The 14,553-nt window shown below is 73.7% G+C and carries 16 protein-coding genes; 8 read left to right on the forward strand and 8 right to left on the reverse strand.

Annotated features, from left to right (window positions below; genetic code table 11):
• Positions 1-3: 3 nt before the first annotated feature.
• From OUY22_RS08295 to OUY22_RS08310, 4 genes are all read right to left on the reverse strand, one after another.
• Entirely contained in the window at positions 4-828 is an 825-nt protein-coding gene (locus OUY22_RS08295; protein ID WP_270154222.1) for an acyl-CoA thioesterase domain-containing protein, read from the reverse strand.
• Entirely contained in the window at positions 825-2,537 is a 1,713-nt protein-coding gene (locus OUY22_RS08300; RefSeq protein WP_270154223.1) for a UGSC family (seleno)protein, read from the reverse strand. Before OUY22_RS08300 ends, OUY22_RS08295 begins: the two co-directional genes overlap by 4 nt.
• Positions 2,534-2,779, reverse strand: coding sequence for a hypothetical protein (locus tag OUY22_RS08305; protein WP_270154224.1), 246 nt, complete (start codon positions 2,777-2,779; stop codon positions 2,534-2,536). The genes OUY22_RS08300 and OUY22_RS08305 overlap by 4 nt, the downstream gene beginning before the upstream one ends.
• A 172-nt stretch (positions 2,780-2,951) precedes the next feature.
• Complete coding sequence (locus OUY22_RS08310; RefSeq protein WP_270154225.1) at positions 2,952-3,698, reverse strand: FadR/GntR family transcriptional regulator; 747 nt, start codon at positions 3,696-3,698, stop codon at positions 2,952-2,954.
• A gap of 35 nt (positions 3,699-3,733) precedes the next feature.
• Here OUY22_RS08310 and OUY22_RS08315 point away from each other — a divergent pair, with 35 nt between their 5' ends.
• From OUY22_RS08315 to OUY22_RS08330, 4 genes are all read left to right on the forward strand, one after another.
• A complete protein-coding gene (locus OUY22_RS08315) occupies positions 3,734-4,300 on the forward strand; it encodes a VOC family protein (RefSeq protein ID WP_270154226.1) in 567 nt (188 codons plus the stop codon).
• A gap of 103 nt (positions 4,301-4,403) precedes the next feature.
• Positions 4,404-6,704, forward strand: a complete 2,301-nt coding sequence (locus OUY22_RS08320) for a xanthine dehydrogenase family protein molybdopterin-binding subunit (protein ID WP_270154266.1) — start codon at positions 4,404-4,406, stop codon at positions 6,702-6,704.
• The gene (locus OUY22_RS08325; RefSeq protein ID WP_270154227.1) at positions 6,694-7,161 is read left to right on the forward strand and encodes a (2Fe-2S)-binding protein; all 468 of its coding nucleotides are present in this window, start codon (positions 6,694-6,696) and stop codon (positions 7,159-7,161) included. Before OUY22_RS08320 ends, OUY22_RS08325 begins: the two co-directional genes overlap by 11 nt.
• Positions 7,158-7,979, forward strand: a complete 822-nt coding sequence (locus OUY22_RS08330) for an FAD binding domain-containing protein (RefSeq protein WP_270154228.1) — start codon at positions 7,158-7,160, stop codon at positions 7,977-7,979. The genes OUY22_RS08325 and OUY22_RS08330 overlap by 4 nt, the downstream gene beginning before the upstream one ends.
• 50 nt (positions 7,980-8,029) lie before the next feature.
• Here the strand turns inward: OUY22_RS08330 and OUY22_RS08335 are convergent, their stop codons facing one another.
• On the reverse strand, positions 8,030-8,419 hold the full coding sequence (locus OUY22_RS08335) for a nuclear transport factor 2 family protein (RefSeq protein WP_270154229.1): 390 nt from the start codon (positions 8,417-8,419) through the stop codon (positions 8,030-8,032).
• Positions 8,416-9,627, reverse strand: coding sequence for a cytochrome P450 (locus tag OUY22_RS08340; protein WP_270154230.1), 1,212 nt, complete (start codon positions 9,625-9,627; stop codon positions 8,416-8,418). The genes OUY22_RS08335 and OUY22_RS08340 overlap by 4 nt, the downstream gene beginning before the upstream one ends.
• Before the next feature lie 200 nt (positions 9,628-9,827).
• Here OUY22_RS08340 and OUY22_RS08345 point away from each other — a divergent pair, with 200 nt between their 5' ends.
• The 4 genes from OUY22_RS08345 (at position 9,828) to OUY22_RS08360 (ending at position 13,007) form a co-directional block, all read left to right on the forward strand.
• Entirely contained in the window at positions 9,828-11,048 is a 1,221-nt protein-coding gene (locus OUY22_RS08345) for a cytochrome P450 (protein WP_270154231.1), read from the forward strand.
• The gene (locus OUY22_RS08350) at positions 11,045-11,263 is read left to right on the forward strand and encodes a ferredoxin (protein ID WP_270154232.1); all 219 of its coding nucleotides are present in this window, start codon (positions 11,045-11,047) and stop codon (positions 11,261-11,263) included. Before OUY22_RS08345 ends, OUY22_RS08350 begins: the two co-directional genes overlap by 4 nt.
• 87 nt (positions 11,264-11,350) lie before the next feature.
• On the forward strand, positions 11,351-12,091 hold the full coding sequence (locus OUY22_RS08355) for an SDR family oxidoreductase (protein ID WP_270154233.1): 741 nt from the start codon (positions 11,351-11,353) through the stop codon (positions 12,089-12,091).
• Between the two features lie 136 nt (positions 12,092-12,227).
• A complete protein-coding gene (locus tag OUY22_RS08360; protein ID WP_270154234.1) occupies positions 12,228-13,007 on the forward strand; it encodes an SDR family NAD(P)-dependent oxidoreductase in 780 nt (259 codons plus the stop codon).
• Between the two features lie 56 nt (positions 13,008-13,063).
• On the opposite strand, the gene OUY22_RS08365 is transcribed toward OUY22_RS08360, so the two are convergent.
• Positions 13,064-13,759 carry a ThuA domain-containing protein gene (locus OUY22_RS08365; RefSeq protein ID WP_270154235.1) on the reverse strand — a complete coding sequence of 232 codons (696 nt, stop codon included), beginning with the start codon at positions 13,757-13,759 and terminating at the stop codon, positions 13,064-13,066.
• 65 nt (positions 13,760-13,824) lie between these two features.
• Positions 13,825-14,517, reverse strand: a complete 693-nt coding sequence (locus tag OUY22_RS08370; protein ID WP_270154236.1) for an SDR family NAD(P)-dependent oxidoreductase — start codon at positions 14,515-14,517, stop codon at positions 13,825-13,827.
• Positions 14,518-14,553 lie beyond the last annotated feature (36 nt).

A 14,553-nucleotide genomic window follows, 5' to 3' on the forward strand; every position in this document is an offset into this window, starting at 1 on the left:
GGTTCAGGCGCTGAGCCGCATGGTCTGCTCGGCGACCCCGGCCAGGGTCTCGCCGTCCTGCCAGAGGCCGACCCGGCCGGCGGCGATGCGGCCGGCGCGGGCCACCAGGCTCACGTCGAGCAGGACCCACTCGGCGACCGGCCCGCCGAACAGCCGCAGCGACGCGCTGACGGTCGTCACCCGGGGCCTTCCGGGCAGGGTCCGGCGCAGCAGGTAGGGGACGTGGTCGCTGACCACGGCGAGCCGTACCTCGTCCGGCACGTCGCAGAGCACCCGCGCCCACAGCAGGGCCGAGCCCGGCGACCGGCCGGCGACGCGCACGTCGAGCATCATCGCGGCGCCCGGCCCCGACTCGTACGAACGCTCCGGGCACTCCAGCGGCCCGGGAACCCGGGGCGGCGGGACCGCGCGCTGCCCGGGAGCCACCTCTGCGGACACGACCGCCCCCGCGAGCACAGCCGTCCCTGCGGCGGTGACCGTCCCCTCGGCTGCGGCCGGCGCCTCGGGGGCGGCCGGCGCGGCGGTGGCCGGGGTCTCGACGACGGCGGTGGCGGTGAGCGCGGTGCGGCCGTCCTCGTCGGCGTCGAGCCGGCAGTGGGCCAGCGCCCGGCCCTCGGCGAGCACGTCGCACCGTACCGAGAGCCGCGAGCCGAGCGTGACGGGCCGGACGAAGGCCGCCGACAGGTCGCGCAGCCGCCGCCCGGTGGCGTGCTGGGCGGCGTCGGCGAGCAGGCCGAGCCCCCAGCCGCCGAAGAGCGCGCCGGTCCCGGAGCACAGCTCGCGGGACACGGGCACGTCGAACGGCCGGCCGTCGAGCGGCCAGGTCATCGCCTGATCACGGGCTTGGTCACCGAGTTGGTGCCGCCGAAGCAGAACTGGCTGCGCCCGGCCTTGGCGCCGACCACGAACAGCTCGAAGCAGTCGGCGGACGGGTTGACGGTGACGGGGGTCTCCGGCGCGTCGAGCAGCCAGCGCAGCTCGGGGTGCGAGGTCTCGAACGCGGGCATCGACTGGTTGAGCATGAGCTGGCGGAACGGCAGCTTGGTGCGCCGGTGGATGGCCTCGCGGATGTCGGCCGGGGTCCATCCGGCGGCGGCGAACACGGCGGCGTGGTCGGGCGACATCAGCAGCAGGTTGGCGAAGGTGCCGTGGAACGGGTAGCCGGCCTCCAGCGGCGCGTCCTTCTTGATCAGCCAGGCGCCGGCGGACGGGGTGCCGACGGCCTGGGAGGTGAGCGTGGACCAGCTCTCGATCAGCTTCTCCGGGTCGCTGTTCTGGAAGTCGAAGAACTCGGTCATCCCGTACGGCACGTTGACCGTGACCGTGGAGTCCTCCAGCGCGTAGCCCTGCTGCACCCGCCACGGCTCCCACGGCGTGCGCTCCTCGTTCTCGGCGACGCACGCGGAGAACTTCATCGGCGTGCCGATGGTGTCCAGGTCGGTGATGCCGGGGTAGGACAGGCCGACGTTCATCATGATCAGCCGCAGGGCGCGGCCGATGGCGACGTTGACCTCGGAGATGGAGCCGGGGCCGAGCGCGCACATGCCGCGGTTCATGCCGATCTCGTCGGCGATCGGGCCGGACACCAGCACCACGGGCGCCTGCGGGCCGGTGGACATGGCCCAGGTGCGCAGCCCGATGGACGGGTCCAGCACGCACTCCATCATGGCCATGATGACCGGCATGGTCTCGGGCCTGCAGCCGGCCATGACGGCGTTGGCCGCGATCTTCTCGACCGTGCCGATGCCGAAGCCGGGGGCGAAGTCGCCCACCACGTGCCCGCCGTCCAGCCCGGACGCCGCGACCATGGCCTCGACCTTGGCCCGGGTGGGCGGCACCAGCGGCATGCCGTCGCTCCAGCCGTTGGCGATGAAGCGGCGCTGCATCTCGTCGAACGCCTCCAGCAGGTCGCCGCCGTCGAAGCGCAGCTCGGGGGCGCTCTCCAGGACCATCGAGGCGAACTCCGGCAGCTCGTCGAACACCGCCCGCGGCTTGGTCAGGCACTCCACCACCTCGGCGAACGAGTCCTCGACCATGCGGTGGATCTCGGCGGTGTCCTTGTTGGAGAAGCACTCGGGCACGATGACCGGGCAGGCCTCGGGCACGCCGAAGGTCTTGGCGCTGAAGCGGGCGTCCTCGTCGAAGACCTCGGCGGTGTAGCCGACCGCGGGCACGCCGCGCCGCTCCACCTCGCACAGGTCGCGGATGAGCCACGAGGTGCAGCTGCCGCAGTCGGCGGAGGTGCCGACCAGGGCGTCGACCTTCTCCTCGATGAAGCGGAGCTGCTCCTCCGACAGGTAGCGGGTGGTGCCGCCGAGCGCGCCGGTCATCTCGACGAACGTCACGCCCTCGTAGGCGTCCTCGATCAGTTCGCGCGCCCTGGCCAGCGCGTCGAGGCCGTTCTGCTTGCCGTTCCAGTAGAGCGCCACCGTGGCGCCGTCGAGCGTGCCGGGCCGGGGCGCGGGCGGGAAGCGGTCGCCGTCGGCGTGGGATCGGGGCGTGGCCACCGGGTTGACGATGCTCAGCTGGGCACTCATGACAGGACCTCCACCACGATCTCCGTTCCTGGGCTGCGGCGGCGCAGCGTCTCCGCCATGAGCTGGCGCAGCTCGTGCTGCGGCAGGATGCAGACGTCGTCCTTGCAGTCGGGGCCCGCGTCGCCGGGCCGGTATCCGACCCGGATCGTGCCGGCGTCCTCCGCCAGCAGCACGAGCTCGCCGCCGTCCCGGCGGACCATCCGCTCGAACTCCGCCACCAGCCTCGTTCCTGTCGACTCCACCGCCATCACCACCCTTGTTTCCGTAATCAGGTACCTAGTTTTACAGCCGATCCAGACGGTCACAAGAGGTCTGGGCCCAATTCAGGTACCTAGTTTTTCCCAGCTATGATTTCTATCATTACTAAGATAAGCTGAGACAGTGGCAAGGCTCAAGCGGGTGTCCGCGGGAAGGTCAGGACGGCTCGCGCACGTCCGACCAGTCGATCACCTGGGCGAGCTGACGCGGATACCCCTCGCGCAGCCGCCGGCCGAACTCCTCCTCCAGCTCCCGCATGGCCTCGCGGGCGAGGCCCGCCTCGCGCGCCGCCACCGCCGCGTGCACGGCGCGCAGCCGGCCCAGCACCTCGGCGCGATACGGCTCGTCGGGCGCGAACCCGGCGCTGTTGACGATGGCCCGCAGGGCCGGGCTGAGGAAGGCGAACACCTCGTTGTGGCTGCTCTCGGCCAGATGCCGCCAGTAGGTCTCGTACGCCGCGGAGAAGGCCCGGTAGGAGCCGAGCCCCCGCTCGATCGCGTCGAGGTCGCCGGCCATCGCGGCCACCTCCTCCTCGGTGGCGTTCAGCGCGGCCAGCTCCGCCATCCCGGGCTCGATCATCACCCGGGCGTCCAGCACCGCCCGCAGCGGCGCCCCGGCGAACTGCAGCAGCAGGGCGATGGTGGAGGCGAGGTTGGACCAGCCGGGCTGGGCGATCTCCGGCCCCCCGTTCGGCCCCGGCCGCATGACGATCAACCCCTGGTGCTCCAGGAACCGCAGCGCCTCCCGGTAGGTGCCCCGCCCCACGCCGTGCCGCCGCATCGCCTCGGTCTCCGGCAGGTAGCGGTCGCCGGGGCCCATGCCGCCGGCCCGCATCGTCTCCACGATCTGCCGGGCCACCTCCAGGGACAGCTTGGGGCGGCGCTCCCCGGATTCGACTCGCATCCGCAGATTGTACGCAGCACCCACGGGAGGACCCGATGACCGATCTCGGCCTGCTGAACCTGTGTCACGTGGGCATCGCGGTGCCCAGCATCGCGGAGTTCACCCGCTCCTGGGGCGCGCTGCTGGGCGTCTCCGGCTGGCTCGTCCAGGAGATCGAGCAGCCTGCCGGCCTGCTGCAGCTGCACGGCGAGCGGCAGGGCCCGTCCCGGTCCAGGATCGCCATGGGCCGCCTGGCCGACACGGCGATCGAGCTGGTCGAGCCGCTGGACGGCCGCACCCGCACCTCGGCCTGGCTGGAGACGCGCGGCCCCGGCATCCACCATCTGGCCTTCTGGGTAGCCGACCTGGACCGCGCCGTGGCCGCGCTCGCCGATCACGCCGACATCACCTACTCCCCCGCGGCCCGCACGCAGCCGGTCTCGGCCGTGGCCCGCGGCCGGGGCCCCCTCCCCCTCGGGACGCAGGCCCCGGACCCGGACTTCTGGCTGTACGCGGAACCGCGCGGCGGCCAGGCCTCCTGGTGCCTGGAGCTCCTCGACGCGCGGCGCGCCGACGTCGTGCGCGCGACCTTCGGCGACCACCTCGTGTACCCCGCGTCATGATCGGCCGCCCCTAGGTCTTGCCGAGGAAGTGACACAGGCGACACTATAAGTCGCTATACGTCTAACGACGCGCCCCTGGCACCAACGGAGGTGGCCTGTGACGATGATCGGCTCGGCAGTACCACGCAAGGAGGACGCCGCGCTGCTGACCGGGCGCGGCACGTTCGTGGACGACATCCATCGTCCCGGGCTGCTCCACATGGTCTACGTGCACAGCACGCAGGCCCACGCGCTCATCACCGGCATCGACGCCGAGGAGGCCCGGTCCCTGCCGGGCGTGCTCGGCGTGTGGACCGCGCGGGACTTCGCCGGGCTCCCGCCGCGCCCGTCCGTGCCCGGCCTGGAACGCGGCTATCTCGCCGGCGACAAGGTCCACTACGTGGGCGAGCCGGTGGCCGTGGTCGTCGCCGCCGACCGCTACACCGCCGCGGACGCGGCGCGCGCCGTGCGGGTGTCGTACGAGCCGCTGCCGGTGATGGCCACGGTGGAGGCCGCACTCGCACCGGACGCCGTGCCCATCTTCGCGCCCCTGCCCGGCAACCTGGCGCTGGAACAGCCCGTGACGCCGGACGTCGCCGACGACCTGGCGGCCGCCCCGCACCGCCTGCGCGCCCGGCTGGTCAACCAGCGCTGCGCCGGCGCGCCGCTCGAGCCTTACGGCGTGCTCGCGGACTGGACCGGTCCCGGCCCGACCGTGTGGGCCACGGTGCAGGCGCCGCACCGGGTCCGCGCGGAGATCGCCGAGCGGTTCGGCCTGGCCAGGCACCTGGTCCGGGTGATCGCACCCGACGTGGGCGGCGCCTTCGGGGTGAAGTCGTCGTTCATGCCCGAGCTGTTCCTCGCGCCCGAGCTGTCGCGCCGGCTCGGCCGCCCGGTCAAGTACGTCGAGACCCGCGGCGAGCACATGGTGCACACCTACCACGGGCGCGACCAGGTGCAGGACATCGAGGTCGGGTTCGACGCCGAGGGCCGCCTGCTCGCCCTGGACGTGACGATCACCGTCAACATCGGCGGCGTGCCCGACCCGGTGGGCATCGGGCTCGCCACGCTCACCTCGTACATGCTGGGCGGCTGCTACAAGATCCCGAAAATCGCGGCACGCTACCGCAGCGTCGTTACGAACACCACGCCTACGGCGTCCTATCGGGGGGCGGGACGTCCCGAGGCGAGCTTCCTCATCGAGCGGGTGGTCGACCTCGTCGCCCGTGAGCTGGGCAGGGACCCCGCCGACGTGCGGAAGGTCAACCTGATCCAGCCGCAGGAGATGCCGTACCAGACCCCGTTCGAGGGGATCGTGTACGACGAGGCCGACTATCCGGCGGCGCTGGACCTGCTGCTGAGCGAGCTGGACTACGCGGGGCTGCGCGAGGAGCAGGCCCGGCGGCTGGCGGACCCGGCCGCGCCGCTGCTCGGCGTCGGGCTGTCCACGTTCGTGGAGATGGGCGGGTTCGGCCCGACGCCGCTGTTCGAGCAGTTCGGCTACCTCGGCGGCTGGGAGTCGGCGAACGTCCGGCTGCAGCCGGACGGCTCGGTGATCGTCCTGGTCGGCACCGCCCCGCACGGGCAGGGCCACCAGACCGCCCTGGCCCAGATCGTCGCCGACCAGCTCAACGTGCCCTTCGACGACATCAGCGTGCTGTACGGCGACACGGCGGTGGTGCAGGAGGGCACCGGCACCATGGGCAGCAGGGGCATGCCGGTCGCGGGCAACGCCGTCCATCAGGCCGCGGCGGAGGTGGCCGCCAAGGCCAGGGCCATCGCCGCGCACATGCTGGAGGCCGACGCCGACGACGTGGTGCCGATCGGCGACGGGTTCCAGGTCAAGGGCGTGCCCGAGGTGACGGTGACGCTGGCCGAAGTGGCCGAGCGGTCGTTCAAGCCGCACCTGCTGCCCGAGGGCACCGCGCTCGGCCTGGAGAACACCGCGTACTTCGAGCCGAAGAACCTCAGCTACCCGAGCGGCGCGCACGGCTGTGTGGTGGAGATCGACCGGGACACCGGCCGGGTGTCCATCCTGCGCTACGTCTGCGTGGACGACTGCGGCACGGTCATCAACCCGCTGACGGCACGCGGGCAGATCCACGGCGGCGTCGCCCAGGGCATCGCGCAGGCGCTCATGGAGAAGGTCGCCTTCGACGCCGACGGCCGGCCGCTCACCGCCTCGCTGGAGGACTACCTGGTGCCCGGCCCGCTCGACCTGCCCCCGTACGAGACGCACCACATCGAGACGAAGTCCAGCTTCAACCCGCTCGGGGCCAAGGGGCTCGGCGAGGCGGGGGCGACGGCCGCGCCGCAGGCCGTGGTCAACGCCGTGGTGGACGCGCTGGCGCACCTCGGCGTGCGCGACGTGGAGATGCCCTGCACGCCGGAACGAGTCTGGAAGGTCATGCACGATGCGAGTTGAGATCACCGTCAACGGGCAGCCGCACAGCAGGGAGATCGAGCCCCGGCTGCTGCTCGTCCACTTCCTGCGCGACACGCTGTCCCTGACCGGCACCCACGTCGGCTGTGACACCTCCAGCTGCGGCGCGTGCACGGTCCTGCTCGACGGTGAAGCGGTGAAGTCCTGCACCGTCCTGGCGGCGCAGGCGGACGGCTGCGCGGTCACCACGGTCGAGGGGCTGGCCGGCGCGGACGGGCTGTCGCCGGTGCAGCAGGGCTTCCGTCAGTGCCACGGCCTGCAGTGCGGGTTCTGCACGCCGGGCATGGTGATGGCGGCCACCGCGCTGCTGGCCGAGCAGCCCGACCCGACGGAGCAGGAGATCCGCAACGGGCTCAAGGGCAACATGTGCCGGTGCACCGGCTACCAGATGATCGTCGAGTCGGTCCAGTGGGCGGCCGCGAACGGAGGCGCGAAGTGATCCCGGCGGGCTTCTCCTACGTGCGCGCGGGCTCCGTGGAGGAGGCGCTCGACGAGCTCTCCCGGCACGGCGGCGCCGCCAGGGTGCTGGCGGGCGGCCATTCGCTGCTGCCCGCGATGAAGCTGCGGCGGACCGAGCCCGGCGTCCTGGTCGACATCGGCAGGCTCCGCGAGCTGTCCTACGTCAGGGCGGACGGCGACCGGGTCGCGGTCGGCGCGCTCACCAGCCACCGGACGCTGGAGCGCGACCCGGTGGTGGCCGCGCAGGCGCCACTGCTGGCCGCCGCCGCCCGCCGGATCGGCGACCCGCAGGTGCGCAACAGGGGCACGATCGGCGGCTCGCTGGCGCACGCCGACCCGGCGGCGGACCTGGCCGCGGCGGTGCTCGCGCTGGACGGCGTGCTGGTGGCCCGCGGCCCGTCGGGCGCGCGGGAGATCCCGGCGCGGGAGTTCTTCACCGGGCGGCACAGCAACGCGCTGGCGCCGGGCGAACTGCTCACCGAGATCCGGCTGCCGGCCGCTCCCGGCCGGGCGTACGCGTTCGAGAAGTTCAGCCGCCGCGCCCTGGACTGGGCCGTGGTCGGGGTCGCCGCTCAAGCGCGGCCCGGCGGCGGCGTGGCGGTCGCGCTGATCGGCATGGGGCCGACGCCGGTGCGGGCGACGGCGGTGGAGGAGGCGCTGGCGGCGGGCACGCCGGCCGCCGAGGCCGCCCGGCTCGCCGCGCGGGGCTGCGAGCCGCCGGACAACGCGGTGGCGAGCGCGTCCTACCGCGCCCACCTCGCCGAGGTGCTGGTGACACGCGCCCTGGCGGCGCTGTAGGCGCCCGCCTGGAGAGAACGCCGGAGGCCGGCCGCGATCGCCGCGGCCGGTCAGCCCGTCAGCACGGGGCCGATCCGCGCCCGCCAGGGGCCGAGATCGGCGTAGTCGCGGAAGGCCGTGATCAGCTCGCGGTCCGGGTCCACCTCGGCGACGCCGTTGCAGGCCACGCGGTACTCACGGCCGTCGATCCAGAACCGGTCGACGCGTTCGAGCCACGCGCGGTCCTCGGCGTAGCTGGCGCTCACCAGGTCCCAGCGGACCCGTTCGGAGCGGCGCAGGATCGGCCCGAGCAGCGCCGCGACGGCCTCGCGGCCGACCGCGGGCGGATGCGGGACGTTCGCGTACGTGCCGTCCCCGGCGAAGCACGCCGCCGCCGCGGCCGCGTCCCTGGCGTGCACCGCGGCGAGGAGGCGTTCGGTCACCCGGCGGGCGGCCGTCATCCGAAGACCACGGGGTAGGAGGCGAAGTGGTCGCGCGAGGAGTGCGGGTCGCGCTGCGGCGGCCTCTGGGGGTCGGGCCTGGCGCCGGCGGCCAGCAGCGCCGACAGCATGAGCGTGACGGTGCCGAGGACCTGCTCGTGCGCCTGCTCGGCGCCATCGCTCTCGGGGACGCTCTCGGGGACGCCGCCGGCGAGCTCGGTGCCGATGCACGCGTGCATGCCGCCGCCGAAGGCGTGGCCCCACCGGGGGACCCCGGCCGGGACCTCGCGCAGCGGGTCGAACTCGTCCGGCCGCTCGAACACCCGCGGGTCGCGGTTGGCCGCCGCGAGGTCGAGCACGACCAGCGCGCCTTCGGGGATCTCGGCGCCGCCTCGCAGCACGGCAGGGGCGAGCGCCCGGCGGTGCGCGACGGGGCTGGCCGGGTGCAGGCGCAGGGTCTCGTGGACGCAGCGCTGCAGCAGGGCCGGGTCGTCGAGCGCCTTCTCGGCGGCGGCGGGGTCGCGGCGGACCCAGGCGAAGAACTCGTCGGCCGAGTGGGTGAACGCGTCGGCCGTGCTGTGCGAGCCCGCCTGCAGGTAGAAGGCGCATTCGCGGAGCAGGATCTCCTCGTCGATGTCCAGCTCGTCCCAGTGCCGCAGCAGGCCGGTGAGCACGTCGCGGGGCAGGTCCCGCTCGTCCAGCTCGCCGGCGGCGTGCCTGGCCAGCAGGTCGCGGCGGCGGGCCAGCGACGGCCGCAGGAACGCGGCGTCGAACTCCTCCAGCGCCGCCCGCACCTCGGCCCTGACCGCGTCCGGGTCCCGGGTGGTGTGCACGAGGGTGGCGCCTTCGGAGAAGACCTTGGCGTAGCGGTAGAGCGCGTCCGCCTCGGCCGCGCTGCCGGTGGGCCGGTCGATGCCGGCGACCAGGGCGGTCAGGCTCATGATCGTGCGGTAGCCGAGCTCGACCAGGTCGGCGTGGCCCTCGGCGGCGAACGGCGCGAGCGTGTCGCGGACGACGTCGTGCAGGAACGCGCGCTCCCAGTGGCGGAAGGTGCCCCGGCGGAACAGCCGGTTCTCCACCCGGCGCCGCACCCGGTGGTCGTCACCGTGCAGCACCAGCAGGCAGCCGGCCATGACGACCCCGCCCTCGTCATAGAGCGCCTGTTTGAGGTCGCGCAACCGGAATGCCTCGCGTACGTCGGCGTAGCCGTCCAGGGTGATCGTCGTCATCGCCTCGCGCTCTCTGCTCCACACGGGGTTAGAACGCTAACGACGCTACCAGTGACCGCCTTCCTGGGAAAGATCCGACCTCAGGGACGGCCCTGGGATTCGTCGTTAGGGTCTTGACGCCGTTCAGGACGTCGCGAGACGCTCAGCAGGGACCGGCACCCCCCCGATCCGGTCGTGCGCCAACGGAGGAGCAAGTCCAGATGACAGCCGTCGCCGAAGAGACAACCATTGTCCTCACGACGTTCGCGGACGCCAAGGACGCCTACCGCAGCAAGGATCTGCGTCAGTCCCTCTACGACGAGGGCGAGGTCGTCATGGCGGACGTGCTGGTGAACCTGCACGGCGAGGAGCACCGGTCCCGGCGCCGGGTGGAGAACCGGATGTTCCGGCGCGAGGTGTTCGAGCGCTACGAACGCGAGCTGTTCCCGCAGGTGATCGAGCAGACCCTGGCCCCCCACCGGAGCGAGGGCCGGGTCGACCTGGTCCATCTGGGGCACGAGCTGATGCTCAACCTCGCCGCCCTGACCGCGGGCGTCGACCGCCCGGCGGGCACCGCCGAGGAGACCCGGCGGCTCTACGACTACATGATGAAGTTCATCGAGGGCGCCACGCTCGCGCACTCCACCAAGGACAAGGACGAGCAGCGGCGCGTGATCGCGCGGGCGCTGGAGGACTGGGACGCGGAGTTCCTGGCCCCGTCCATCGCCCGCCGCCGCGCGCTGCTGGAGCGGGAGGCCGCCGGCGAGGACGCCGACGTGCCCAGCGACGTGCTGACCACGCTGCTGCGCCACACCGGCGAGCTGCGGCTGCCGCCCGAGGTGATCCGCAGGGAGGTCGCGTTCTTCCTGCTGGCCGGCGCCCACACCAGCGCCACGGCGTTCGTCCGCTCGGTCGACCACATCCTGGGCTGGATCGAGGAGCACCCCGAGGACGCCGGCCTCGCCGCCACCGACCCGCTGTTCGTCCAGCGCTGCGTGCACGAGACCGTACGGCTCAATCCGTCGAGCCCGGTCGGCAGGCGGCGCGCACTGGCGCCGATCACGCTGCGCTCCGGCATCGAGATCCCCGAGGGCGCGACCGTGGTGATCGACCTGCAGTCGGTCAACCGCGACCCGGAGGTCTTCGGCGCGAACGCCGGCGCGTTCGACCCGCACCGCGAGTTCCCCGCGAACGTGGCCCCGTTCGGGCTGAGCTTCGCCGCCGGGATGCACGTGTGCATCGGCCAGGACCTGGCCGCCGGAGTCGTGCAGCGCGCCGGCGCTGACCCGGACGACCACCTCTTCGGCCTGGTCACCGGCGTGGTGCAGCGGATGTTCGCGGCGCGGGTGCGGCGCGACCCGGACAACCCGCCCCAGCGTGACGCCAACACCCAGCGGCCCTACTGGGGCTCCTACCCGGTGCTGTTCGGAGGGGACGAGTGACGTATCGGATCGAGCTCGACCGGGACGTGTGCATCAGCTCAGGCAAGTGCGTCGCCGAGTCGCCGGAGGTGTTCCGGTTCGACGACGACGAGGTCGTGGCGCTGGTGCCGGGCGGGCCGCGGCTGTCCGACGAGGAGATCTTCGCCATCGCCCGCGACTGCCCTTCCGGCGCCATCCGCGTCTTCGACGGGGACGAGGAGATCGATGTCTACTGAGGGGGACGCGGGCGCGCCGCCGGGCCCGCCCGTCCCCGGCGCCGCCGGGCACCGCTCACGCACCGCTCCGCGGCCCGGGCCGTAGCCGTGGACCTGGGGATCCGGGGCCGGCGGGCCGCCGTGGCCGCGGCGAGCGCGGGGCTCGGTCACGCGAGCGCGGCCGCGCTGGCGGCCGAGGGGGCGCAGGTCACGATCTGCGGCTCCGACGAGGGGCGGGCGCGCGCCGCGGCGGAACGGCTGGGCGCCGGCGTGCGGTGGCTGCGCGCCGACGTCTCCGGGCCGGACGGCGCCGCGGCGTTCGTCGAGGAGGCCGCGGCGCTGATGGGCGGCCTCGACATCCTGGTGGTCAACGGGCCCGGCCCGCCGCCCGGCACGATCGCGCAGACCCCGCCGGAGGCGTACCAGCCGGCGCTCGAACGCAGCCTGCTCGCCGTCGTGCGGATGTCCCTGGCCGCGCTGCCCCACATGCGGGAGCGCGGCTGGGGCAGGATCGTCGCGATCACCTCGCTCGGGGTGCGCCAGCCGTACCCGAACCTCGCGCTGTCCAACACCGCCCGCGCGGGCGCCACGGGTTTCCTGCGCACGCTGGCCCGCGAGGTGGCCGCGGACGGGATCACGGTGAACTCCGTGCAGCCGGGGCTGCACCGTACCGAGCGCGTCACGCAGGTGTACGGCGACAGCCCGCCGGTCGGCGACGTCCCCGCGGGGCGGCTCGGCGAGCCGGCCGACTTCGGCGCGGTCGTCGCCTTCCTGTGCTCGGCGCAGGCCGGGTACCTCACCGGCGCGGCCGTGCCCGTCGACGGCGGGGCCTACCAGGCGCTGCTGTGAGCGTGTGTCCCGCCGGTTAACCGTGGTGAACATCGGGTGAAAAGCACGCCGCCGACCTCCGCATCTCGTAGCGTCGTTATAGTTATGACGACGCTTGGGCAGTACGGCAAACCAGGCTGACAAGGGGAGAGACGCAATGACGAAATGGGCCGTGGTCACCGGGGCGGCGCACGGCATCGGAGCCGTCATCGCCGAGCACGCGGTGAAAGAGGGCTACCGGGTCGCCGCATGGGACGTCGACGGCCCCGCCGTCGAGCAGACGGCCCGCGACATCGGGGAGGCGTGCGTGGGCTCGGCCGTCGACGTCTCCGACGAGGAGGCGGTGCGGGAGGCCGCGGCCCGGCTGCCCCAAGCGCCGCACCTGGTGGTGAACAACGCCGGCATCGTCCGGTTCGGGCCGCTGCTCGACCTGCCGGTGACGGAGTGGGAGGCGGCGCTGCGGGTCAACCTGACCGGGACCTTCCTCGTGGCCAGGACGCTGGCCAAGGTGATGGCGGAGGCGGGCGGCGGCGCGATCGTCAACCTCGCCTCGATCAACGGCATCGCCGCCGCCCCGCACGCCGGCGCCTACTCGGCCAGCAAGGCCGGGGTGGTCCGGCTGACCGAGCACATGGCGATGGAGTGGGCCAGGCACGGCATCCGGGTCAACTGCGTGGCTCCCGGGCTGATCCACGCGGGCATGTCGGACGCCATCTACGCCGATCCCGAGGTCCGGCGGGTGCGCGAGGGCGCGGTGCCGCTGGGACGGCTGGGCTCGGCCGAGGACATCGCCGCCGCGGTGCTCTTCCTCGGCTCGGAGAAGTCGGCCTACGTCAGCGGCCAGACCCTCGCCGTCGACGGCGGCCTGATCAAGAGCACGCTGGCCTCACTGCCGCGGCCGGCGTCGGTGGACTCCGTCGGCTTCGCCGAGGCCTGACGACTGCCGGGAGTGCGTCACGGCGGCGTGACGCACTCCCTCCTCGCGCGTACGGATCAGCCTCGGGTGGTCCACCGGATGGCGCGGCGGAGGATCTCGCGGTGCTCGGGCACCTCGTACGACGGCGGGTGGTGGCCCAGCGCGTCGTAGACCACGCGGCCGCCGCCGTGCTCGCGGGCCCACAGCAGAGGGCGCCGGGGCCCGGCGCCGGGCCCGGAGGGCTGACGGGCGGTGAGCAGCGGGACGATCCCCGGCGCCAGGTCCAGGTCGCCGTACACCTCGTCGACGAGCGTGAACGGATCGAGGCCGTCGACCAGCTCGTGCCCGCCCTCCGGCCGCACCTCGACGGCGGGGCCGATGGGCGGGTGGTGGGAGCGTCCCCACGCCCAGGCGCCGCCGAGCGTCCGCCCCCACTCCGGCCAGTCGTCGAAGCAGATGCTCGCCGTGTGCAGGCCGAGCACGCCGCCGCCCGCCTCCAGGTGGGCCGCCAGCGCGGCCCTGGCGCTCTCGGACGGGCTGGCGCCCTCCGCGCCGGCGAGCTCCCGGTAGCGGGCGGGGGTTCCGGGCCCGGTCATCGTCCACCGCAGCGCGTTCACGACCAGCAGCGCCGCGCCCGGCAGGGCGTGCAGGGCCGCGTCGACCGCGATGTGCACCTCGGCCTCCAGGCCCTGGCCGGCGAGCAGCTCGGTCAGGCAGGCGGTGGTGGCGGGGAAGTCGTGGGTGAGCCCGCCGGACAGCACAACGGCACGCATGGCACGTCCTTCTCAGGTAGGGGGTCGGTCAGCCTGGCGCTCCGGCGGAACGGGCCGCGGGGCCGTCAGGTGGCGGTCCAGGCGCCGTCCACGGGGATCACCGCGCCCGTGAGGTAGGACGCGCCCTCCGAGAGCAGGAACGCCACGGCCGCCGCGATCTCCTCCGGCTCGCCCGCGCGCGCCATCGGGATCCGGTTCATCAGCCACGCCGTCTGCTCGGGAGAGCCGAGCCGGTCCGCCGTCATCGGCGTACGGATGACGCCGGGCGCGAGGGCGTTGACCCGGATCCCGGCGGGGGCCAGCTCGGCCGCCGCCGCCCGGACCAGCCCGGCGACACCGGCCTTCGCGGCCACATAGTGCGGCTGCCCGGTGACGGCGTGGGTGCCGGTCACCGAGCTGATGGTGACGACCGCGCCGCGGACGCCGCCGGCCAGCCAGCGCCGGGCGCAGCCCTGGATGCCGAGAAACGTCCCGGTGACGTGCACGGAGAGCATGCGCTCGAACTCCGCGACGTCGAGCTCGGTGATCGCGCCCCGGCTGCGGTGACCGGCGCAGTTGACCAGGGCGTCGAGCGGCCAGGCCGCGTCCAGCACCCGCTCCCAGGAGTCCCGGCCGGCGACGTCGAGCTCGTGCCCGCCGGGGCCGGGGCGCAGGTCGGCGACCTCGACCTGCCAGCCCTGCGCGGCGAGCAGCTCCGCGCAGGCGGCGCCGATGCCGGAGGCGCCGCCGGTGACGAGGACGCGGCCGGGTGCGGTCATCAGAGAACCTCCGGGAAGTCAGGCGGACAGGTCGTT

This window comes from Nonomuraea corallina, assembly GCF_027620315.1.
In the GTDB taxonomy this organism is placed as follows: domain Bacteria; phylum Actinomycetota; class Actinomycetes; order Streptosporangiales; family Streptosporangiaceae; genus Nonomuraea; species Nonomuraea corallina.